The sequence below is a fragment of the Stenotrophomonas sp. TWI273 genome (assembly GCF_039674765.1).
Taxonomy (GTDB): Bacteria; Pseudomonadota; Gammaproteobacteria; order Xanthomonadales; family Xanthomonadaceae; genus Stenotrophomonas.
In genome coordinates this window covers 196521-217823 of record NZ_JBDJOA010000005.1, presented here as the reverse complement: position 1 = coordinate 217823, position 21303 = coordinate 196521, and the positions used below count along the sequence as shown (strand labels likewise).

Annotated in this window: 18 protein-coding genes; 8 read left to right on the top strand and 10 right to left on the bottom strand. The window is 69.1% G+C overall.

Translation table 11 applies throughout. The features are described 5' to 3' along the window. The first annotated feature begins 61 nt into the window (after positions 1-61). The gene (locus ABE571_RS09205; protein WP_346481142.1) at positions 62-1126 is read left to right on the top strand and encodes a DNA topoisomerase IB; all 1065 of its coding nucleotides are present in this window, start codon (positions 62-64) and stop codon (positions 1124-1126) included. Positions 1127-1135: 9 nt separating this feature from the next. On the opposite strand, the gene ABE571_RS09200 is transcribed toward ABE571_RS09205, so the two are convergent. After that, positions 1136-1477 carry a hypothetical protein gene (locus ABE571_RS09200; protein WP_313211186.1) on the bottom strand — a complete coding sequence of 114 codons (342 nt, stop codon included), beginning with the start codon at positions 1475-1477 and terminating at the stop codon, positions 1136-1138. Positions 1478-1684: 207 nt separating this feature from the next. Here ABE571_RS09200 and ABE571_RS09195 point away from each other — a divergent pair, with 207 nt between their 5' ends. After that, complete coding sequence (locus ABE571_RS09195) at positions 1685-2818, top strand: SDR family oxidoreductase (protein ID WP_346493594.1); 1134 nt, start codon at positions 1685-1687, stop codon at positions 2816-2818. On the opposite strand, the gene ABE571_RS09190 is transcribed toward ABE571_RS09195, so the two are convergent. Beyond that, a complete protein-coding gene (locus ABE571_RS09190) occupies positions 2775-3920 on the bottom strand; it encodes a serine hydrolase domain-containing protein (protein ID WP_346481140.1) in 1146 nt (381 codons plus the stop codon). The genes ABE571_RS09195 and ABE571_RS09190 overlap by 44 nt on opposite strands. Before the next feature lie 205 nt (positions 3921-4125). Between ABE571_RS09190 and ABE571_RS09185 the strand changes: the two genes are divergently transcribed. Both ABE571_RS09185 and ABE571_RS09180 read left to right on the top strand, forming a co-directional pair. Beyond that, a complete protein-coding gene (locus tag ABE571_RS09185; RefSeq protein WP_019184134.1) occupies positions 4126-4512 on the top strand; it encodes a BlaI/MecI/CopY family transcriptional regulator in 387 nt (128 codons plus the stop codon). 15 nt (positions 4513-4527) lie between these two features. Continuing rightward, positions 4528-6357, top strand: a complete 1830-nt coding sequence (locus tag ABE571_RS09180) for a M56 family metallopeptidase (protein ID WP_346493593.1) — start codon at positions 4528-4530, stop codon at positions 6355-6357. A 51-nt stretch (positions 6358-6408) separates the two neighbouring features. On the opposite strand, the gene ABE571_RS09175 is transcribed toward ABE571_RS09180, so the two are convergent. From ABE571_RS09175 to ABE571_RS09165, 3 genes are read right to left on the bottom strand one after another with little or no spacing between them, the layout of a single operon-like run. Beyond that, on the bottom strand, positions 6409-6744 hold the full coding sequence (locus ABE571_RS09175) for an I78 family peptidase inhibitor (protein ID WP_313211190.1): 336 nt from the start codon (positions 6742-6744) through the stop codon (positions 6409-6411). Positions 6745-6792: 48 nt separating this feature from the next. Then, positions 6793-7905 (bottom strand): ribonuclease H-like domain-containing protein, encoded by a 1113-nt coding sequence (locus ABE571_RS09170; protein ID WP_346493592.1) that lies wholly within the window; start codon positions 7903-7905, stop codon positions 6793-6795. Next, positions 7902-10382 carry a DEAD/DEAH box helicase gene (locus ABE571_RS09165; RefSeq protein WP_313211192.1) on the bottom strand — a complete coding sequence of 827 codons (2481 nt, stop codon included), beginning with the start codon at positions 10380-10382 and terminating at the stop codon, positions 7902-7904. The genes ABE571_RS09170 and ABE571_RS09165 overlap by 4 nt, the downstream gene beginning before the upstream one ends. A gap of 145 nt (positions 10383-10527) precedes the next feature. Between ABE571_RS09165 and ABE571_RS09160 the strand changes: the two genes are divergently transcribed. Beyond that, on the top strand, positions 10528-11034 hold the full coding sequence (locus tag ABE571_RS09160) for a hypothetical protein (RefSeq protein WP_346481137.1): 507 nt from the start codon (positions 10528-10530) through the stop codon (positions 11032-11034). A gap of 4 nt (positions 11035-11038) precedes the next feature. On the opposite strand, the gene ABE571_RS09155 is transcribed toward ABE571_RS09160, so the two are convergent. Continuing rightward, positions 11039-13027, bottom strand: a complete 1989-nt coding sequence (locus tag ABE571_RS09155; RefSeq protein ID WP_346493591.1) for an IgaA/UmoB family intracellular growth attenuator — start codon at positions 13025-13027, stop codon at positions 11039-11041. 391 nt (positions 13028-13418) lie between these two features. Here ABE571_RS09155 and ABE571_RS09150 point away from each other — a divergent pair, with 391 nt between their 5' ends. Genes ABE571_RS09150 through ABE571_RS09140 form a run of 3 tightly spaced genes read left to right on the top strand, consistent with a single transcriptional unit; the run spans position 13419 to position 15265 of the window. Continuing rightward, on the top strand, positions 13419-14147 hold the full coding sequence (locus ABE571_RS09150; protein WP_346481135.1) for a hypothetical protein: 729 nt from the start codon (positions 13419-13421) through the stop codon (positions 14145-14147). Positions 14148-14156: 9 nt separating this feature from the next. Further along, the gene (locus ABE571_RS09145) at positions 14157-14657 is read left to right on the top strand and encodes a sigma-70 family RNA polymerase sigma factor (protein WP_313211196.1); all 501 of its coding nucleotides are present in this window, start codon (positions 14157-14159) and stop codon (positions 14655-14657) included. Next, positions 14654-15265: a hypothetical protein gene (locus tag ABE571_RS09140; protein WP_346493590.1), complete on the top strand. Its 612-nt coding sequence runs from the start codon at positions 14654-14656 to the stop codon at positions 15263-15265. Before ABE571_RS09145 ends, ABE571_RS09140 begins: the two co-directional genes overlap by 4 nt. Positions 15266-15297: 32 nt before the next feature. On the opposite strand, the gene ABE571_RS09135 is transcribed toward ABE571_RS09140, so the two are convergent. Genes ABE571_RS09135 through ABE571_RS09120 form a run of 4 tightly spaced genes read right to left on the bottom strand, consistent with a single transcriptional unit; the run spans position 15298 to position 21300 of the window. Then, positions 15298-17130 (bottom strand): hypothetical protein, encoded by a 1833-nt coding sequence (locus ABE571_RS09135; protein WP_346493589.1) that lies wholly within the window; start codon positions 17128-17130, stop codon positions 15298-15300. Then, positions 17127-19292, bottom strand: a complete 2166-nt coding sequence (locus tag ABE571_RS09130) for a hypothetical protein (protein WP_346493588.1) — start codon at positions 19290-19292, stop codon at positions 17127-17129. Before ABE571_RS09130 ends, ABE571_RS09135 begins: the two co-directional genes overlap by 4 nt. Then, positions 19289-20407 (bottom strand): BatA domain-containing protein, encoded by a 1119-nt coding sequence (locus ABE571_RS09125; protein ID WP_346462749.1) that lies wholly within the window; start codon positions 20405-20407, stop codon positions 19289-19291. The genes ABE571_RS09130 and ABE571_RS09125 overlap by 4 nt, the downstream gene beginning before the upstream one ends. Continuing rightward, entirely contained in the window at positions 20404-21300 is an 897-nt protein-coding gene (locus ABE571_RS09120; protein WP_346493587.1) for a DUF58 domain-containing protein, read from the bottom strand. Before ABE571_RS09120 ends, ABE571_RS09125 begins: the two co-directional genes overlap by 4 nt. Positions 21301-21303: the final 3 nt, after the last annotated feature.

The following is a 21303-nucleotide window of genomic DNA, read 5'->3' as shown; positions in this document are numbered from 1 at the left end:
TATTGACGCGGCGCCGCACCGGCAGCGGTAACACTGCGTTTCCCTGATCCGCGCCGCGTCCATGAGCCCGAGCCGCACCACTACCCCCGAAGCCGCCGCCGCCCGCCAGGCCGGCCTGCGCTATGTCAGCGATGAACTGCCGGGCATTGCCCGCCGCAAGGCCGGCAAGGGCTTTGCCTACCGCGATGCCGATGGCGCGGCGATCCGCGATGCCGCCACCCTGGCCCGGATCCGCGCGCTGGCGATCCCGCCGGCGTACACCGATGTCTGGATCTGCGCACTGCCCAACGGCCATCTGCAGGCCACTGGGCGGGACGCGCGCGGACGCAAGCAGTACCGCTACCACGCCGATTGGGCGCGAGTGAGGGGCGATGGCAAGTTCGATCGCATCATTGCCTTTGGTACCGCCCTGCCCACGCTGCGCCGGCGCCTGCGCCGCGATCTGAAGCTGCCCGGCTTCCCACGCGACAAGGTGCTGGCGATCGTGGTGGCGCTGCTGGCACAAACGCTGGTGCGCGTTGGCAATGAAGTCTATGCACGTGACAACCGCTCTTACGGGCTGACCACGCTACGCAACCGCCACCTCGCGCTGGTCAAGGGCGGCCGGGCGCAGATGCGCTTCCGGGGCAAGTCCGGGCAGGCGCATGAGGTGGATGTGGATGACCGCGAACTGGTCAAGCTGATCCGTGGCTGCCAGCAGCTGCCCGGGCAGGCGCTGTTCCAGTATCGCGATGACGATGGCGCGGTCCAACCGGTGGACTCGGGCATGGTCAACGACTATCTGCACGATGCGATGGGCGAGGATTTCAGCGCCAAGGACTTCCGCACCTGGGGCGGCACGCTGGAGGCGATCCGTCAGCTTGCCGTGACCGAGCTGCCCGAACCCTCCAGTGAGCGCGCGCTGGCAGCATTGCAGAAACAGGTGGTATGCGAGGTCGCCAACCTGCTGGGCAACACACCGTCGGTGTGCCGCAAGGCCTATATCGATCCTTGCGTATTCGATGGCTGGCGGGCCGGCTCATTGAAGGCCCTTGCCGGCCTGCGTGGCGAGCGCCAGTGGGAACTGGCCACGCTGAAAGTGCTCAAGGCCGCGCGGCGCACCGTCCGGCGTGCCCGCGCGGGATGAGCGTAGCGGTCAGCCGCAGTAGAGTGCGGTGATGTTGTTGGTACGACCGGTTTCGATGGTCAGCCGTTCGCCGCCCTGTTCTGCACCCGGGGTGGGATTGGCCGCGCCACTGGCAGTGGCGCCACTTGCGGCACGCTCGCTGCGCACGACGATGACCTGCAAGCTGTCGCTGTCCACGCGGGCACGCTCGACCGTGGCTTGCGATGCCGCCAGGCCCACGGCGCCGCGGACCTTGTCCACGTGGCACTGGCCGGAAATGACGCCGTCGATCGGCTGGACCTGCGCGACAGGGGTGCTGCTGCAGGCGGACAAAGCAAGGACGGCCACAGCCGCGGACAGGTAACGAAGCATGCGACGCACTCCATGGGAATTGCGCTCAGGGTGCATCGGTGCCCGTATGCGGCGCATGAATCTCTACACGGTGTGGGCACGCTCCATTCACCGTCCCTGGCCGCCGGGTTGACCATAGTGGGGCTGCGCATTCCACGGCGGCCATCGCCGCGACGAACATGCGCCCGCGTGAGACCCACGCATCTGATCCGGCAACAGGAGTCGAACATGGCCACGGCCAAAACCCGTAAGACCACCGAGACCCCCACTTCCCGCAAGCGTCCGCGTCCGGCGGAGGCGGCTGCCGCGGCGGCCGAACCACGCGCCCGTACCCCGGTCGTCAAAACCGCGACCCGCAAGGCCGCCGCCACCGATCCGCGCGCTGCGCGCGTGGCGGCCCGCCAGCGCCGTCTGCAGGACCAGGAAAAGGCCAAGGACGCGCGTGCGGCGAAGAAGGCCGCGAAGGCGCCCACCACGAAGGCCGCCAAAAAGGCCACCCAAGCGGGCACGCGCCGCCAGCCGGAAAAAATGCCGGCCGAGCAGCTGGCCAAACCGGGCAACGAACACGAGATGCAGCTGGCCCCGCGTTTCCTCGCGCCGGACTACCAGGGCAGCGGCAAGCTCAAGGGCAAGCGCGCGATCATCACCGGCGCCGACTCCGGCATCGGCCGCGCGGTGGCGGTGCTGTTCGCCCGCGAAGGGGCGGATGTGGCGGTACTGCACCTGGATGAAAAGAAGGACGCGAAGATGACCCGCGAGCACGTCGAGAAAGAAGGTGGCCGCTGCGTGGTGATCGCGGGCGACGTGCGCGATCCGGCGTTCTGCAACAAGGCCGTCAAGCAGGTCGTCAAGGCCTTCGGCGGTGTCGACATCCTGGTCAACAACGCGGCCTTCCAGCTGCATTGCGATCGTCTGGAAGACCTCGAGGACGAGCACCTGCAGGAAACCCTGCAGACCAACATCGGCGGCTACATCCAGATGGCGCGCGCGGTGCTGCCACACCTGGGCGAAGGCGCGAGCATCATCAACACCGGCTCGGAGACCGGCCTGTTCGGCAGCAAATCGCTGGTGGACTACTCGGCCACCAAGGGCGCCATCCATGCCTTCACCAAGGCGCTGGCCAGCCAGCTGCTGCCACGCGGCATCCGGGTCAACGCGGTCGCCCCGGGCCCGGTCTGGACCCCGCTCAATCCGGCCGACAAGAAGGCGCCGGATGTAGCCGAGTTCGGCCAGGACAGCGACATGGGCCGTCCGGCGCAGCCGGAAGAGCTGTCGCCGGCCTACGTCTTCCTCGCCTCGCCGATCACCGCCAGCTACATCAGCGGCGTGATCCTGCCGGTGATGGGCGGGCCGCGCGGCTGATCGCCGGCGCGGGCGCGTCCACGCCGTAGAACGCGGCGATCCGTGGAATGAAGGTCTGCGGGTTGGCCCCGACCAGGTTGGTCAGCACCACGATGGCCAGCCCCTGGTCGGGGTAGACGATGAAGGCCGAGCGTGCACCGCCCATGCCGGCCACCTGGCGCTGCGGTGCACGTTGCAGCACCGCCCAGCCGGCCCCCCATGCGCCGTCGCTGCCGTCATCGAGCCGTTCCGGGGTCCACATCCGGCGGGTGCCGGCGGCGTTGACCAAGCGGTTGCCGGTCAACGCGACCAGCCACTGCGCGACGTCGTCGCCAGTGGTCAGCATGCCGCCGCCAGCCCACAGCCCGGGGGTCATGTCGTAGAACCAGTGCGAGAGCCGTGGCGCGGCGTCCGGCGCATCGGTGCGGCGCGGGAACCAGCTGTAGATCGTGGCGCTGTTGGCGATCAGGTCGTAGCTGTCGCCGAACGTGGATGACGGCATCCCGGCCAGATCGAACTGGCGCGTGGCTACGTAGCGGTCGTACGGCATCGCGGACTGTGCGGCGATGATTCGTGCCAGCAGCACGTAGTTGGTCTGGTTGTACGTGAAGCGGGTGCCGGGCGCAGCGTCTACCGGGCGTTGCGTCACGGCGGTCCAGGCGGCCGCCTCGGTCCCGCCGCCGAGCAGGCCCTGTGCATCCAGAATGTCCGGCAGTCCTGAGGTATGTGCCAGCAACTGGCGCACCCGCACCCCGCGCCACGCGTCGGGCAGGTCGGCGAGATAGGCCGAGATCGGCGCATCCAGGTTCACCTTGCCTGCTTCGGCCAGCTGCATCATCGCCACCGCGGTGAATGACTTCGTCGCCGAGTTGAGCGGAAAACGCGTGGCGCGCGTGGTCGGCAGCTTGTTCTCGACATTGGCCAGTCCGTGGCTTTCGGACAGCACCACTTTCCCGTCCTGGACCACGGCGATCTGCAGCCCGGGAATACGCAGCGCATCCATGGTCTGGCCGATGAACTGCCGGGTCTGCTGGTTGGCGGTGTCCACGTTGCCGGCTTGGGCGTGCACGGCCAGCGGGAACAACAGGGCGACGATCATGATCACGCGACGGGTGGAACGCATGCGGTGGGTCCTTGGCGAGGCGGGCGCGATGCCACGGCGGAATGCGGCAGGTCGAAGGCTTGGATGCGGGCCGGGGCGAAAAGGTTTAAGGCCCACGGGCTGTCCACTGCGCCGCCTACCGTTCGTCGGCACCCTCCATCCGGCACTTGACGACACCTGTAGTCACTGGCACGGTAGCGACACGTGTAGTCATAGGGAGAGCGTCATGCGCGGCAAGACGATCGGGGACCAGGAACTGGCCCTGCTGCAGTACATCGCGGAACAGGACCGCCCCAGTGTCGGGGAGGTCGCCACCGGCTTCGGGGAGCCGCGCGGGCTGGCACGCTCGACCGTGCTGACCATGATGGAGCGCCTGCGCGCCAAGTCGTACCTGAGCCGCAAGCAGGTGGACGGTGTCTACCGCTATGCCACCACCAGCGGCCAGGACAGCGTGGTGCAGGGGGCCGTGGCCAGCTTCGTGGAGAAGACGCTGCAGGGCTCGGTCTCGCCGTTCGTGGCGTTCATGTCGCACAAGGTGGATGTCAGCGATCAGGAACTGGCCGAGCTGGAAGCGCTGGTCGCACAGTTGCAGTCACGCAAGCGGGAGGGCTGAGTCATGGACATGATGATGAGTGAAGTGCTGATGCGGCTGGGCTGGACCAGCCTACAGAGTGCGGTGCTGGTGGCGCTGGTGTGGGGCGTGTGCCGGCTGCTGCCGCAGCTGCCGTCCGCCACCCGTTGCCGGCTGTGGTGGCTGGTGGCCGCGCAGGCCGTGCTCGGCCTGCTCTGGAGCAGCCCGCTGGAACTGGCGGTGTTGCCGGCCCCGGCGGCGGTGACGGCACCGGCGATGGCGCTGCCCGCGTTCGACGCCGCCGTGCAGGCCGCGCCGGTCACGTACGCCGCCACGGCGCTCGAGTCGGCGACGATGACAGCCTCCTGGCCCTTGCTGCTGCTGGCCGCGTGGGCTGCCGGTGTGCTGCTGATGCTGATGCACAGCCTGCGCGGTTACCGCGCCAGCCGCGCGCTGGTGCGCAGCGCCACCGAGTGCACCGACGCCGGCCTGCAGCAGGCGCTGCAACTGGCCGCCGAAGCGCATGGCCTGCGGCGCTCACCGCAGCTGAAGCTTTCCGCGCAGATCCGGTCGCCGCAGTTGATCGGCCCGTGGCGGCCGGTGCTGCTGCTGCCGGCCCGCGAGCTGCCGACGATGTCGGCGGACGATCTGGACATGGCGCTGACCCACGAACTGATCCATCTGCAGCGCCGTGACCTGTGGTGGGGGTTGCTGCCAGCGTTGTCGCAGCATCTGTTCTTCTTCCATCCGCTGGTCCACGTGGCGGCCCGCGAATATGCGCTGGCTCGCGAAGAAGCCTGCGATGGGGCGGTGGTGGCCGGGCATGATCACTGCCGCCATGACTACGGTCGCCTGCTGGTGCAGCTGGGTGTGGCGCCCCGTCCCGCCGTCGGCGTGGCCAGCGCCTCGCCGAACCTGCGCAGTCTCAAGCGCCGGCTGCGGACGCTGCAGCAGACCCGCAGCGTCCCGCGCGTGGCCTCGCTGGCAATCACCGCGCTGTTCGTGGTGATCGGTATTGCACCGTTGCGTCTGGTGGCTGCACCGCCGCCGCCGGCCGCACCCCAGGCACCGGTCGCGCCGACCGCGCCCACCCCGCCCGCGCCACCGGCCCCGGCACCCGAACCGCCGCCGGCGCCACCGCCGGTATCCGCCCCGCAGCCCCCGCAGGCTCCTGCTGCACCGCGCGCACCGGCGCCGCCCGAGGCCCTGGCTGACGACGTGAGCTTCGTGACCCACGGTAAACTCAACATCACGCGTCAACCCGCGCAGGCCTTCGTGTTGATTGGCGGCGAGAGCAATTTCGTCGATGCCTCCGTCGCTGATCTCAAGCAGGCACGACGCGATGCCGGCAACGATCAACCGGCGCTGTGGGTGCGCCGCGGCCAGGACCGCTATCTGATCCGCGATCCGGCGGTGCTCAAAGCGCTGGGACACACCCAGACGGAAGTGGCCGCGCTGGGAACGGCGCAGGCCGAGCTGGGCAACCGCCAAGCGGCGATCGGTCAACAGATCGCGGCGGCATCGTTGCAGATCACGGCCGATGCAATGGCCTCGGTGGATGTCAGCGCGGTGGTCAACAGCGCGATCCGCGATGCCGGTCTGGATGCCGCTGTCGAAGCTGACCGGGCGGCCCGCCAAGGGGCTCGCCAGTCACGTGCAGCGGCGTCGGCCGCCAGCCAGGCCGCACGCGAAGCACGTACCGCCTCAGCCAGGGCGGTGGACGCCCGCCAGATCGCGCTGGTGGCGCGTGAGCAGGCCGAACTGGGCAAGGAACAGGCGCGCCTGGCACAGCAGCAGAGTGTGGCCTCGGCGCGTGCGGTGCGCGACGTGCGCACCGCGATCGATCAGGCACTGGCCAGCGGCAAAGCGGAGCGCGTGCGCAACTGATCGCCCCGTTCGCCACGGCGGCCTGCGTGCCAGGCCGCCGGCTTCAACCGATTAGCCGCAGTTGGCCCGCACGATCCTGTTCTGTTCGTCCACTTCGATGCTGAGCCGGTCTTCGCGGAAATCCATGGTCATCGCCATGCCCGGCTTGAGCACGCGGGCATTGCGGGCACCGCTGTCCTTCACCGCCTTCTGGATCACCGCCTCGGTGGCAGTCTGCCCGGTCAGGCCGGTGAGCTTTTCCGGGTCGCATTGGGAGGCGCTGCCGGCTACCGCAGGCGGGGCGGTCGAGGTCGGGCTGTCCGGCGGCGTCGCGGCGGTCTTGGCCGGAGGGCTGCAGGCGGCCAGCGGCAGGGCACAGCCCAGGGCGAACAGAAGGTTCAGACGCATGTGGTGGTCCTCCCACGGTAAGTACCCGCAGTGTCCGTGGGCCGGCCTTTACACCGCGTCAATGGCCTGCAGCGCCAACGTCTCCCGGTCGCGCTGTTCTTCGGCCACCAGCCGCCGCATCAGCAGCGCCAGGGTCACCACGTCCTGGTGGTTGTGCTCGGCTACCCGGCGCAGGTTCACCGCACTGCCGCCGCGCAGGTAGTTCAGCCACGCAGCCGGCGCTTCCGAGCCGGGCAGATCGTCCTCGCGCACGATCTGCAGCAGCTGCCGCTCGATCGTGGCCAGCCGGCAGTTTTCCCAGGTGCCGCGATAGCGGCGGCGTGTCGGGAACAACAGATCGACGTGATCCAGCGGCGTGATCGGGCAGCGCTGCCGGGCCAGCCGATAGCGCGTCTTGAGCAGCGGGGCGTCGTAGCAGCGCCCGTTGTAACTGGAAAACACCGTGCTCGGCTGCAGCCAGCCGGCGAACTCGCGCAGCATCGCGGTTTCCGCGGCCATCGTCGTCATCAGCAACTGGCGGATGCGCAGGCCGTCGCCACGTTCGGGATGCGTGTGCCAGTCCGCGGCACCGATCATGAAGGCGCGGGTGCCGGTGCCGCCGGCCAGGCCGGTGGTTTCGGTATCGAAGAACAGCAGGTCCTGCGGCTGCACCTGTTCACCCTCGCGCTTGGCGAAGGCCAGCGACAACGGTTCGGTCGGAATGGCTTGGATAACGAACGATTCGATCAGGAACAGGCCCGGCGCGATCTCCTCACCCGGCACATGGCGGTCCTTGGCGTTCTCGCGCGCGGGGGCCGTGCTGATGCCGCGGCCGCGCAGGCCGAGCAGACGGCGCAGGCCACCAATCTCGGGCTTGCGCAGCGCCGGCGCGGGAGCAGGAACAGCGGGAACCGCCGGTGCGGTCTCGCGTGCGGCCGCACCGGTTGGCTTGTGGCGGATCTCCTGCTCGACCCAGCCGAAGACGGAGGCCGGTGCGGGCGTACGCGCACGCGCATCGTTGGCGGCGGGCGGAAGCGGGGTGCTGCCCGTGTCGCCGGGAGCGCCCGTGTCAGCGGCAGCGGATCCGCGCGCAGCGGCGATGGCGGGACCAGAGGCAGGCGCCGCTGTCGCATCACCGGCCTGCCGACGCAGCAGGCGCAGCTTGTCCAGGCTCAGGCTCACGGGGTCACCACCTCGGCGCTACGGCGCTCCTGCTCTTCAGCAGACGGCAGCGCGGCGCTGTCGAACAGATCCAGCACCTTCAACGCCAGCGCCTTGGGCGTGGTGGCATCGTCCTCCTGGCCGGCCAGCACCGGGCCCACGCAGGCCGGGCAGCCGGCCTTGCAGTCGCAGCCCTGCACCAGCTCGCGCGCGCGCAGCAGCAGCTCGGCCTGGCGCACCCAGAGCGGTTCGCTCAGGCCCACACCGCCAGGGAAGTTGTCGTACAGATACACCGTCGGCACGAACTGCTGCTGCAGCTCGATCGCGCTGGCATCGAACTCGGCGCCGCGCAGCTGCCCGCGTCCGCTCTGGTCGGCCACCGCGAACCACGCGCCATCGCCATTGCCGACCGCCTTCTGCAGATCGCGAGCATCGGCCATCACCGCCACCGTGGCGACGATGTGCAGCGCGTAGGCCGCACCGAGGAAGCCATCCAGCGCTTCCTGCTTGCTGTCGAACGCGGTCAGCAGCAGCGCCTGCGGCAACTGCCACCACACCGCGGTGGTGTGCAGCTCCTGGTCGGGCAGATTGACCGGGCCGTAGCCGATGTTCTCGTGGGTGTAATAGCGGATCTTCTTGTAGCCGGCCACGCGGCGCACCACGTGCACTTCGCCGTGGTGCGAATCGCCACGCCCGGCGATGCAGCCATCGAAGCGGTCCAGCACCTTGAGCTTGGTGAAGTCGATGCTGTCGGTGTAGTAGTCCACGTGGGTACGGGTGACGTAGGCCTTGCGGCCTTCCCAATCCAGCCGCTCCACCTGGTAGGGGGTGGACTGCACCATGTGGATGGCGCCTTCATACAGCGTCAGCGCGGCGGCGGAGTAATCCACCTCGGCGATGATCTGCTGCTTGCCGTCGCTGCGGTCCACCACCACGAAGTTGCCGTCGGCGACCGAGCGCAGGCTGACCGCGTTGGCCGGGTAGCTGTCGGCGATCCACTCCCAGCGGTCGCCTTCGCGATGCACCACCTCGGTTTCGGCCAAGGCTTCCAGGAACACCAGCGGATCGATCGGGCCGAACGGATCGCCGGCCAGGAACGGCAGCTCGAAGGCGGCGCAGCGGATGTGATCGAACAGGATCAGCGGCTGGTCCGGCGCGGTGCGCGCATGCTCGGGCGAGGCGTCGGCGAAGAAGTCCGGATGCCGCACAACGTATTGGTCCAGCGGCTGCGAGCTGGCCACCATCACGCCCAGTGCGGGCTGCTGGCGCCGGCCGGCGCGGCCGAAACGCTGCCAGGTCGCGGCGACGCTGCCCGGATAGCCATTGAGGATGACCACGTCCAGGCTGCCGATATCCACGCCCAGCTCAAGCGCCGAGGTGCTGACGATGCCGTCGATCTGCCCGGCGCGCATCGCCCGCTCGGTCTCGCGCCGTTCGGTGGGGAGGTAGCCGCCCCGGTAGGCGCGGATACGGGCCGGCTTGCGCGGGTCGTGGTCGAAGATGTCCTTGAGGTACTTGGTGAGCACTTCAACCATCAACCGGCTCTGCGCGAAGATCAGGGTCTTCAGGCCGGACTTGATCGCGATGCGGGCGATGCGGTTGCTCTGCGAGCGCGCCGAGGCCCGCAGGCCGAGATCGGCATTGACCACCGGCGGGTTCCACAGCAGCACATGCTTGGGCCCGGTCGGCGCGCCGGATTCGGTGATCGCGGTGACTGGCGCTTCGATCAGCGCCTCGGCATGCGCCTGCGGGTTGCCGATGGTGGCCGAGCACAGAATGAACTGCGGCTCCACGCCGTAGAACGCGCAGATCCGCTTGAGCCGGCGCAGCACGTTGGTGACGTGGCTGCCGAACACCCCGCGGTAGGTGTGCACCTCATCGATCACCACGTAGCGCAGGTTCTCGAAGAACTGTGCCCACTTGGTGTGATGCGGCAGGATCGCCTGATGCAGCATGTCCGGGTTGGAGACCACGATGTCGCCGTGCAGGCGGATCGCCTGGCGTGCATCGCCCGGCGTGTCGCCATCGAAGGTGAAGGCTTTCACGCCCAGGTCGCCGGCGCGGTTGAGCTCCAGCAGCTCGGCCACCTGGTCCTGGGCCAGCGCCTTGGTCGGGAACAGGTACAGCGCCTTGGCCTTGCCCTGCATGGCGGCGCTGACCACCGGCAGGGTGTAGCACAGCGATTTCCCGCTGGCGGTCGGGGTCACGATGGCCACGTGCTCGCCCCGCTGGCTGGCCTCCCAGGCCTGCGCCTGGTGGCTGTACAGCTGCTCGATGCCGCGTGCTTTCAGCGCGTTGACCAGGGCATCGGGCACATCGGCCGGGATCGGCGCGTACTGGCCCTCGCGGGCGGGAATCGTAAAGCTGCCGGTGATGCGGTCGTTATAGCGCCGCTGCAGGCGCGCGGTCAGCAGCGCACCATCGCGCGAGGGCAGCCCATCGGTGGTGGCGAGGTTGCGCTCGGCGTCCTCGGTGCGCTTGGCGAGTTCGTAAGCCATGGTCACAACGGTCTGCAAAGGACGCTATGGAAACATGACCGCGTCTCAATGTCTGAGACATCGCGATGCAGGCCGGTGAATGGTTCAGTGCCCGCCCGCGCTATCTGGACAGCTGCCAGCAACGAAATCTGAAGGCGGCGTCCGTATGCTTGAGGGAGCCCGCACACACAAGGATGGCGCCGCAGTGGCATTACGTGGACACCAAGGTGCAGTTCTGCTGGCCAGCCTGCTGCTGGCCGCCGCCGCGCAGGCACAGCAGGTGGCGCCACCCGAACCCGTGGAGCCGCCGCCCCCGACAACGCAGGGGGATGTCACCACGCTGGGCGAGGTGCGCGCCCTCAAGCCCGACGACGAACCGCTGGACCTGTACCGCTTCAAGAATCCGGTACAGGTGCAGCCCAACCGCTTCAGCCGCACCTGGAGCGAACCACCCTCGCCGGAGCAGGTCAGCATGAGCGGTGGCTATCTGATGATGGGCATCAACAAGGGGCTGGCCGCCGCTGCGCAGGGCGTGAACAAACTTACCGGCGGACCCGACCAGATCCAGTCCGCGAGCGCCCGCCCACCGCCGGAGCTGACCGACGAAGAGCAGCGTCGCGCGCAGGAGGTGTGTGCGCAGCAGGGTGGGTGCCCGGTGCTGCGGGAGCCCTGATCGGTCAGGGCGACCAGCGGTGCATCGGCGCTGGCCGCTGGAGGATGTCCGCGTCCAGCGCGCTGCGGCGTGCGATGGCCCGTGGCACGTAGCGCACGCACTGTACCGCGTGGAACAGCATCAGCAGCAGCGCTGCCAGCAGCCATGCGCAACGGCCCAGCCCGGCGATGGCTGCATCGGAGGGCTCGGTCGGATCAATCTCCAGCCACTGCGTGCGCCCATCGTGGATACGCGCAGTGACCGTGCCAGAGACGGTGACCGGTCGAGCGATGGTCGCGGTGGCGCGCATGCGCTTCCACTGGTCATGCGCCGTGCCGAGCCAGGCGTCGCCGACAGAGTGGAACTCAGCCGGCGAAGCCGTCACCAGGACCACGCCGCCCTGCTGCTGTGCGAGCAGCGCAGGCGTCTGCGCCGCCCACCGCGACAGCACATGCGCATCGGCCGCCTGCTCGACCGCGGTGTTGATCTTTCTGATCACGTGGCTGGGAAACGCCAGGCCCTCCGGACCCGCCTGATCGCTGGCGAGGCGGGCGGCGCGCATGAGCGAGGCCCAATCCTGGTCGCCATGCGCGGTGTGATCGCTCTGCCAGGACAGCAGACGCAGCAACCTTGACTGAAGGTCGCCGCAGGCATCCAGGCCCTGCACGCACGCGGCATCGACGCGCTCCAGCAGGTCGCCCAGTCCGGTTACCTGGCGAAAGGGTGCCAACAGATCGGTGGTCCCGGCGTACTGCGTACGCAGCTGCGTATCGTAGGACCCCAATCTCAGGATCGGTTCTGCGATCTCCAGTTCAGCCATCGGCACCTGGGGCACTCCCCAGCGGACCCGGTCGCAGTCGGCGGTGGCCACGGTATGGCCGTGCCGTTGCTGAGGCACCAACTCGCACGTTGCGCGCACGCGCAGGTGCACACCATCGCCGATGGCGGGAGGGCGTTGCAGCAGGCTGCCGGGGTCAGCATCGGTACGGAGCTGGTGCGCCGAGAACAATCGCATCGCGCGCTGCACTTCGTAGGTGGGGCCATCGCTGGCACTCAGCGCAAGGCACAGCGACACCAGCGCTACCGCGAGCATCAGGGCATGCCGCGCCAGCGGCACTGGTGGATATCGACGATGCTCATCCAGCATCGACCAGCCCGGACCCAGGGACAGTACGCGCCGGCTGTGCCGGTATATCTCGGCTTCGATTGGGTGACCCGCCTGCAGTCCCTTCGATTCGTTCCAGTCGTGGCAGGGGCGAATCCGCTGGTCGTTGCCGATCAACACGTGACATCCGGTGCCCGCAGGATCGCCGGGGCGCAGAAGCTGCAAGCGGTTCAGGCGACCATGCACCCGGTCGATTGGCTGAAGGGCAGCCGGACCAACCTGCCGACGCAGATAGAAGCCGGCCGACAACAGCATCAAGGCCAGTCCTGCACCCAGCACGCCCCAGGCCCACGGGCCGTTGTCCCAGAGCAGGGCCACGCCGCAGGCATTGGCCAGCAGGGCCAACCCGGCAGCCGCCCACGGCGTACCGGGGCGGCGACGGAGCCGGCGTTCCTCCGGATGCTCCATGCGCTCGCCCACGTGTCGTGCGGGCGTCCGTAGCGCGCGTGACCCTGCTGTGGTGATATCGAATGCATTGAGCCGCACCACGATCGCATAGCCCGGCCCCAGAACGACCTCTGCGGTGTTCTGCTCGGCCAGGTGGTCCGCCGCATCAAAGGGCAGCAGTACGTCCACGCCGCCCACGCTCTCCCGCACGAATGAGATACCCCGGTTGCGCAACACTTCGCGGATATGGGGGCCGCTCAGTGCGCGCACCTCGGCATCCACGGTGAGGTCAAGGCAGGCATGGAGCGGCGCCAGGGCGGCGCGCTCTTTGACCGACAGCACACGCAGGGGTGCCTGCTCGCATAACCGTTCGAAGAAATGACGGGCGTCACGCCGTCGTTGCCACTGTATGACCGGCGCCAGAAACAGGAGGACGAGCACGCCGAATGCCATGATCTTCATCGCAAGCGGGCTGCCTCAAGGGGGACGGTGTACCAGGCCGATGTCCCCATCGAGTCGATCTTCACCATGGCAGGTGCATTCGTCATGCTCATGTCAGCGTGTGGAAAACCAGGCAGGTTGGCAGTTTGCCGGCGCGCTCACCATGCAAGAAGTTGTAGTTCATGGCACCACGGGAACGCGCTTCTGCCGAGCATCACCTCCGCGCGGTTGCAGTCGCTGAAATGCACCATGACGTCGTACGGGAGAATGACGTGGGTGCCGCCAGCAGTGTGCGGCGCATGCCAGCCGGAAGCATCACGACTGACCTCTGGGCCTGGTGATCCAGACCATCTGTCAGGTTTTCCACGCACTGACGGTCTTCTAAAGGACGCACGCCCACATGGAGAGCCGCATGCTTACCCCTGACACCGTTCTGCCGTCACCTCACGCAAGCGCCTGGCCCGCCCGTCGCATGTGGCACTGGTGGGCCGCAGCCTGGCGCATGTACCGGCAGGCGCCGATACGCTGGTTCGGGCTGTCCCTGGTGCCGATGGCGCTCGAACTCGTCCTGCAGGTGTCCATTCCGGTGGCCGGCGTGGTGCTGTCCAAGTTCGTGGTGCCGGTCGCATCGGTGTGGTGCCTGATCGTCCTGGACCAGCGTGTGCGCAATGGCCGCTTCGCCATAAGGCAAGGCATGGCCCGGACGTTCCGGCTGCGCGGCCGTCTGCTGCAGTTGGCCGTGTTGTCAGCGAGTGTGTTCGCCTTCCAGATCGCGCTGCTGTGGATGTGGGTCGGGCCGTCGGTGGCGCTCGGCGTGGCGACGGGGGATCCGGCGGTGGTCACCCAGCTGACCCGCCTGCAGCTGGCCACCGTCTTCGCGGCGGGGACGCTGCCGGGCATGCTGCTGTTCTTCACCGCGCCGCGGGTGGTGCTGGAGCATGCAGGAGTGGTGGAGGCATTGCACGAGAACCTCCGGCTGCTTGGCGTGGGCTGGCGGCCGCTTGCGGTGTACCTTGCGCTATCGATCCTGCTGGTTGGCAGCGTGGTGTTCCAGCCGTGGTTGCTGTTGCCGTTGCTGCAGCTGGGGTATGTGGGCTACTGGGCCTACCGCGATGCATTTGATTCCGTTGCCGCTGACTGAGCCGCCGCCTTGCCGCTGCCGACCGCCGCTGACCTGCAGTCCATCCTTCGTGAGCACTGGCCGATGCTGAGCCGACTGGCCCACAGCTACACGCGCGATATCGCCCGCCGCGATGATCTCCTCCAGGAAGTCAGCATCGCGGTATGGCAGGCGCTCCCGCGCTGGCGTGGCGACGGCTCGTTGCGTGCCTTCGTCGCACGTGTTGCCCACAACCGCTGCGTCGATGTATTCGCCAAGGAGCAGCGCCTGTCTGCCAGTGATCTGGATGAGACCTGGCCCGATCCGCATGCCGATCCGCTGCGCCATGCCGAAGCACAACAGCAGCGCGATGGCCTGCTGACTGCCGTTCTCAGTCTGCCACTCGGCTACCGGCAGGTCGTGTCCCTCGCGTTGGAGGGATTCGCCCACCGCGAGATTTCCGAAGCGCTGGGGCTGGAAGAGAATGCGGTCGCGCAGCGGTTGAGCCGCGCCAGGCGAATGCTGCGAGATCTGATGGGAGCTTCGCGATGACCGCGATCGACGACGAGAACACGGGGTGGGATGCACTTGCGATGCGCTGGCAGGCCCAGCCCAGCGGAGTGCCCGATGTGCAGGTACTTCAGCGCGAGGTGCATCGCCGGAGCCGCCGCCTGCGCATGGTCTGGAGTGTTGAGGTGGTCCTGGCAGTACTGTCGCTTGCCAACTGCGTCCGGGCATTGTCACTGGGTGAGCGACTGCATGTGCCCGCCGGACTGGTGTGGTTCCTGATCGGGCTGATCATCGCCATGACGGGCTGGACGCTGTGGCAACGCCGACGCCAGTGGCACGCGAAGGCACTCGATGCACGCGCGCTGATGGCGTTCGAAGCTGAGCGCTCACGCACGGCGCTCCGTATCTGGCGCGTGTCGACATGGGTGAGTGTGGCGCTGTGGACGGCGATGACGCTCTGGGCATTGTTCACGGCGCAGGGACGGATGCCGATGGTGCAGGTTGCACCCCCTGCGGCATGGGCCTTGAACATCGTGGTCAATGCCGTCGTCGTAGGGGTGTTTGCGGTCGCAGCCTGGGTGGTATGCCGCCGGCACCGGCAGCGACTGCAGCGGTTGCATTCACTGGAGAGGATGATGGACGTTGACTGAGCCCAGCAGGCATTACTGACACCCTTGGCGTATCACCGTGCAGGGGCTGCCACCCGCCGCCGCTCCAGCCACCACAGCAGCCCGGCCGCCAGCACGAAGGCGAGCAGCCACGGCCACCGTGCGCCCGGCGTCTCGACCACGCCAGCCGATGCTGCGGCGGCGCCGGTGGCCAGGCGCTGGGCCGTCGCGTCGCGCAGCTGCTGCCGATACAGCGGTCGCGCGCTGGCCGGATCGAAAACGTAGAACGCGTGGCGGTCTTCGCCCTGCTGCAGCTGATGCCAGCCCGGCTGGTTCGGCCAGTAGCCGGCGCAGTGTTCGGCACCGCTGGCCGGGTCAACCCGAAGCGGGATCAGTGTGCCATCCGGCGCGCGCACCTGTGCCGACTCCCGAAGCTGGCACAGTGCCACGCGCTCGCCGGACCAAGGGGTGGTGGTCTCTACGCGTGGCGCATCCGCGGCGGGAAGCGGGCGTGCCACGCTGGCCAGCACGCCGCTCCACAGCTCGGCGTGGCGATCGCCGCGGCCGGCCAGCACCAGCCGATAGCTGTCGGTGATGGGGAGCAGTGCAATGCGGCCACGTCCGAGGGCGCGATAGCCACCGACTGCCATGCCCTTGTCATCGTGCAGCAGGGGTGTCACATCGCTGATCTTCAGGCCCAGCTGCTCCAACACCGGCAGCGCGGCCTGGTGCGAGGCGGTGTCGGCCTCATCGATGTAGGCGGTGGTGTCCGATGCGGGCCGCTGTGGGCCGCGGCGTGCCTGCAGCAACGCGGCGTCAACATCGGCCGGCAGTGACAGGGACACCGCTTGGTTTCCGCCGGTGACGGTCAGTCCCCAGCTGCGCAGCGTCTGGCGGGCGCCGTCGCCGAGCGGGCCGCCGGTGCGGACGAGCACGCCCAGCCCGCCGCGGATCGCCTGCTGCAGCGCGCTGCGTTGCGCGCCCGACAGCCCGCCCAAGCTGCGCTCATCCAGTACCACGACATCGGTCTCAGCCAAGGTGGCAGCGGTAAGCGCGATCGGTGCATCGCCGAGTGATACCCCACCGCCGGCGTTGGCCTGCGCCTGCACCCGCAGCCCGGCATCGGTGGCCCAGCGGCGCAGGTACTTGAACTCCGGGCCGGGTGCACCGGCCAGTATCAACAGGCGGGGCGTCGCGGCGGCCGCGGTGTCCACGGGAACGGCAAGCGTATCGATCACATGCTGTTCGGCGTCGAGCAGCCGCAGGCCGAACACGCTCTGTCCGGCGACGCGGGCCACACCGCTGAGTTGCATCTTCCCTTCGGCATCTGGCGTAGACCTGTCGATGACCACACCGGCAGGATCCACCAGCTCGGCGCGTGCCTTCGACACGCCCTGCGCGCGCGCGCTGACGGTGAACACCGCACCGGGCGCAGTGACCGGCGGGGGCTGCAGTGCGATCCAGCCCTGTGGTGCGCTGGGCAATTCGATACGTACGCCACGGGGCAGCGCGGCATCGCGATCGCGGGCCGACAGGCCATCGCCGATCAGCCGAAGGGAGGTGGGACCCGGATGCTGGCGCAACACGGTGGCCAGGTCGGGTGCTGCGAGGGCGTCTGCCACCTTCGTCGCTTCCGGCAGCGCGACCACGGTCTCGCCCGGCGCCGCCGACCAGCGCACCTGATCGGCCGCGCCCGTCAGCACGGTCAGCTGGCCACCGGCCACGCGCTGCATCGGTGGCACCAGGGTCAGGTAGAGCAGCACGGTCACCACGGCCTGCAACACCAGCAGGGTGGCGAACACGCCGTTTGCCCGCGCCGGTCCACGCCACTGCTGCCAGCACAGACGCGCGCTGCTCAGCAGCAGCACGGCGAGCAGCGCGAACAGGATCCAGCGCGGGTCGCTCACGGTGTCGCCTCCAGTGCATCCAGGTAGCGCTGACCCATGGCATCGGGTGCGCTGCGCCGGGCTACCTGCGGCAGCGGGCGCAGCAGGGCACGCCACAGCTGCGCGCGCAGGGCCTGATGGCAGTCGGCGCAGCCGGGGGTGATGCGCAGTGTTTCGATGGCGGCGGCCAGGCTCAGCGGGTCCGGCAGGCGTGCTTCATTGCGTCGGAGCCACTGGGTCAGCGCGTCCAGATCGGGGGCGCTGGCCGGATCGGCCAGCTGCTGCCAGACCTGCACGATGGCCTGGTCGGGTGCCTCCAGCGCACGCAGTGGCAAGGTGCGGCTGGCCAGGTCGGCGCGATCGCCGCTCATGCGTCGGCTCTCGTCGATCGGCGGCAGTTCCGGGCCGACCCGCGCCAGGTAGATGCGCTCGGCCTGCTGCACTTCCTTGATGAAGCCCAGCGCCTTGTAAGCGTAGGGCAGGGCACGCTCGGGCTGGCCCTGGCGCAGTTCGCCTTCCGAGGACCACATCTGGTCCAGTGCTGCCTTCAGCGTGGCGCGCGTCTTGGGATCGAGCAGGGTCGCGGCCTCGGCGTGATCGTGGGTATGACCGTACTCGGAGAGCACATCGGTGGCGCTGCCGAACACCGGGGTGCTGCCGTCGGTCGGCGCGCCGTGGTCGTGATCATCATGGCCGGCCTGCGCCTGGGCATGCTCACCATCGTGATCATGATCGTCATCGTGCGCGGCCGCCGGTGTGTCACTGGTCGGCAGGGCATCGCTGGTCGGCGGCGGCTTGGCCCCGCCTTCGCTTTCCTCGCCGAGGAACTGGCCATAGCGCAGGCGCAGGATGCGCTGGTCCACGCCGATCGCATCGGAACGCTTCACGAATTCCTCTGCCGGCAGCTGGCGGCGCTGTTTGATCAGGGCTTCGGCGTCGATGATGATCTGGCGCTGGCTGCGGAAATACGCTGGCAGGGTCTTCTTGACCATGCCCTCCATGTCGGTGCCCTGGATCTCCGCGGCGCTGGGCAGGCGCAGGATCACGCTGCTGCTCTGGGCGCTCTGCGCAGTGGGTGTGTGGGTATCACGTACGGTCAGCTGCGCGATCACGTCGTTGCCTTCGGTGGCGCCCAGCGCGGCCAGGTCCAGCGTGCGCGCGAAACGCCGCTGCGTCGCCGGCCCGGTGCCGGTCAGGCTGAACGTCTGCTCGCGGAAGGTGATGTTCTCGCCGCTGCCCTGGGCCAACGTGACCTTCAACTGCGCGGTGGCGACCACACCATAGTCGTCGGTAGCCTCGAACTGCAGCGGCCACTGACGTTGGCCGGGCGTACCCAGCACGAGACTGCGGTCGGGCGCGATCACGCGCACCACAGGCGGGCGATCGGGCACCACATCGAGCCGGTACAGGCGGGTGTCGCGCAGGGCAGGCTCGGTGACCACGCGATACAGCGCCGGACGCGTGGCGGTCCACTGCGCGGTCCATTGTTCGCCGTCACGCGCCAGCGCGATGCGCTGGCCATCGTGGAACTGCAGGGTCGCGGTCTGCGGCTGCGCGGAGAAACGCAGTGACCAGTGCAGGCGGCTGTCCTGCGGCACCTTGCCGTCCAGCGCGCTCTGCACACGCGCGGCCTGCCCGGTGTAGGCCGGGGCGGTGATCTCCAGCCGCGCGGAACGCAGCCGTGGTGGTTGCGCAGGTGTGGCCGGCGGTGCCGCCGTGCCCGGGAACAGGGGCGCCGCGTTCTGGACGCGTGGCCAGCCCAGCGCAAGCGCGATCATCACCACCGACGTGATCACCGAGGCCAGCACCCACCGGCCCGGCCAGCGCGGCCGCAGTTCGGGCATGCGCGACTGCAGGGCGGCGGCGACATGTGCGCGCTGCCGCTGCTGCAACGGGTTCAATGCCGCCGGTATGGCAAACAGCAGGTCGGCACTGTCCTGCACGAGCGGGTGGTCGTCCAACCGGCGGACCAGCCATTGGCGATCCAGACGACGTGCGCGCCAGGTTGCCACGCCGACGCTGATCAGCAACGTCAACAGCAGGACCACCGTCGCCGCGTTGAAGCCGGCCAGCCGCCACGCCACCGCGCTGATCGCCAACGCGACCGGCACCGCGAGCAGGGTGATGATCCACCATTGGCGCCGACGCGCGCGCTGCCAGGCGTGCTGGATGGCAGCGTTCATGCGCCTGCTCCGCGGCGCGGCGAGGTCGCCATCGCCCGTTCCAGCGCGAACAGCAGCACGATCAGCGCGAGCAGCCAGGGGCTCAGCTCACGCGGTGCGGGAAGCGGTGCGGCAGCGCCACGCAACGGTGCCTGTGTGGCCGCAGGTGCGAGGGTGGGTGCGGCCGGTGCCGCGATGACCGCCAGCAATTGGCGGGGGAAGCCGGGATCGCGCAACGCCGGCAGCGCCGTCGGTGACAGCGCTGCGCTGAAGCGCAGCAGACGACCGCTGCCTTCCTGCCGTTGTTCCAGCACCACTGCACCCTCTGCATCGCGCAGGACGGGCATCCAGCCGGCCCCCGCAGCACCGGGCGCGACCAGCACACTGCCGCCCTGTTGCACCCATGTCTGCCAAGCGGCAGGCAGCGGCGTAGCAGCGAGCCACACGCCGGTCTGCCCGGCATCGGGGGCGGTATCAGCACCGCGGGCAGGCGACAGCGCCTGGTTGGACCAGGCGCGCTGCAGCGCGGCCAGCACGCGCTGCTCGCCTTCTGCGATATCGCCACCGACCTGCAGCACAGGCAGTGTCGCCGTACGCGCGCTGGCCGGCGCCATGAGGATCGGCCGCCAGTTCACGGCACGCGACAGGCGTGGGCGCTCGCCATCCAGTCCGGGCATCGGGTCGGGCACGTACACCGTCAGCGGTGCGCCGGCAGGCAGTGTCTGGTCCAGCTCGCGCAGCAGGCTGGCCAGTGGTTGATGGGACGCCGGGGCGCCGTCGGCCAGCGCAGGGAAGCCAGGCGCCAGCCATCGCCAGTCGCCTTTGGCGTCCTGGCCACGCAGCGCCGCGCCGTCGAGACCAGGGGCGACGACCGTGACCGCGTGGGTATCGGCGCCGCCACCGTGCAGCACCGGCCGCGCCAGCAGCAAGGCCAGCGCGGCAAGCAACAGCAGCCGCACCAGCAGCAGCGGCCACGCATCGAAGCGGATTTTCTGACGCGGCCGGATCCGGGCCTGCAGCCAGCGCAGCGCGGCGAAGTCGAGTGGCGCGTACTGGTGGCGACGTGCCAGGTGGATCAGCAGCGGCACCAGCCAGGCCGCCAGTGCCAGCAGCCCGAGGGGAAACAGCAGGCTCACGCGCCGCCTCCGGCACCCAGCAGCGCACGCAGCGGCTGGTCCAGCGGCTGGTCGAGATAGCCGGTCGCATGCACGATGCCGCTGCTCTGCAGTCGCGCCTGCAACGCGCGCTGGGCGGCATCGAAACGGGCCAGGTATTCGGCACGGAGCGCACGGCCGTCGCCCAGCAGCTCGTCGCCGGTTTCCGGATCGCGGAAACGGTGGCCGTCGGTGAACGGGAAATCGCGCTCTTCGGCCGTCAATAGCTGCAGGTGCAGCACCTCGCGGCGGGCGGCGGCCAGCCGTTCCAGCAGCACGATGCCGCCCTCGTCAAAACCGTCGCCCAGTGCGACCAGCAGGTCGCCGGCCTGCACCCGCTCCCAGACCGGGGCCAGCGAAGTGGCCGGCGGCCACGTGCCACTGGCCTGCAGCTGGCGCAGCAGCAGGTGCACGCGGTCGCGCTGGCGCGGGCCGTGCCCGGCGGGAACCAGTTGCACGCCCTCGCCGCTGATGGCGATCACCCCGAAGCGGTCGGCCTGCTGCAGGGCCAGTTCCACCAGGCAGGCGGCGATCGCGCAGGCATGGTCCAGCCGCGACCAGTCCGGTCGCGCGCGATCACGCTGGCCCGCCGAGGCGGTCGCATCGATCAGCACCCAGGCCGTGATCGGGCTCTCACGCTCGGATTCGCGCACGAAGAACCGGTCCGAGCGCGCGTAGAGCTTCCAGTCGATCTGGCGCAGCTCATCACCGGGTTCGTAGGCACGGTACTGCGCGAACTCCAGCCCGGCGCCGCGGCTGCGGCTGGCATGCTGGCCGATCCCGTGCGCGCCGCGCGCACGGCGTGGCAGCAGCCGCAGCGCCTTGAGGCGGCTGCGGACATCGGCGGGGATCGCGATCGGCGCGTTGCGGCTCACGGC

Bases quoted from the DNA above. Each gene is read 5' to 3' on its own strand.
- ABE571_RS09205 (WP_346481142.1), top strand. From the start codon at position 62: ATGAGCCCGAGCCGCACCACTACCCCCGAAGCCGCCGCCGCCCGCCAG.
- ABE571_RS09200 (WP_313211186.1), bottom strand. From the start codon at position 1,477: ATGCTTCGTTACCTGTCCGCGGCTGTGGCCGTCCTTGCTTTGTCCGCC.
- ABE571_RS09195 (WP_346493594.1), top strand. From the start codon at position 1,685: ATGGCCACGGCCAAAACCCGTAAGACCACCGAGACCCCCACTTCCCGC.
- ABE571_RS09190 (WP_346481140.1), bottom strand. From the start codon at position 3,920: ATGCGTTCCACCCGTCGCGTGATCATGATCGTCGCCCTGTTGTTCCCG.
- ABE571_RS09185 (WP_019184134.1), top strand. From the start codon at position 4,126: ATGCGCGGCAAGACGATCGGGGACCAGGAACTGGCCCTGCTGCAGTAC.
- ABE571_RS09180 (WP_346493593.1), top strand. From the start codon at position 4,528: ATGAGTGAAGTGCTGATGCGGCTGGGCTGGACCAGCCTACAGAGTGCG.
- ABE571_RS09175 (WP_313211190.1), bottom strand. From the start codon at position 6,744: ATGCGTCTGAACCTTCTGTTCGCCCTGGGCTGTGCCCTGCCGCTGGCC.
- ABE571_RS09165 (WP_313211192.1), bottom strand. From the start codon at position 10,382: ATGGCTTACGAACTCGCCAAGCGCACCGAGGACGCCGAGCGCAACCTC.
- ABE571_RS09160 (WP_346481137.1), top strand. From the start codon at position 10,528: ATGCTTGAGGGAGCCCGCACACACAAGGATGGCGCCGCAGTGGCATTA.
- ABE571_RS09155 (WP_346493591.1), bottom strand. From the start codon at position 13,027: ATGAAGATCATGGCATTCGGCGTGCTCGTCCTCCTGTTTCTGGCGCCG.
- ABE571_RS09150 (WP_346481135.1), top strand. From the start codon at position 13,419: ATGCTTACCCCTGACACCGTTCTGCCGTCACCTCACGCAAGCGCCTGG.
- ABE571_RS09140 (WP_346493590.1), top strand. From the start codon at position 14,654: ATGACCGCGATCGACGACGAGAACACGGGGTGGGATGCACTTGCGATG.
- ABE571_RS09130 (WP_346493588.1), bottom strand. From the start codon at position 19,292: ATGAACGCTGCCATCCAGCACGCCTGGCAGCGCGCGCGTCGGCGCCAA.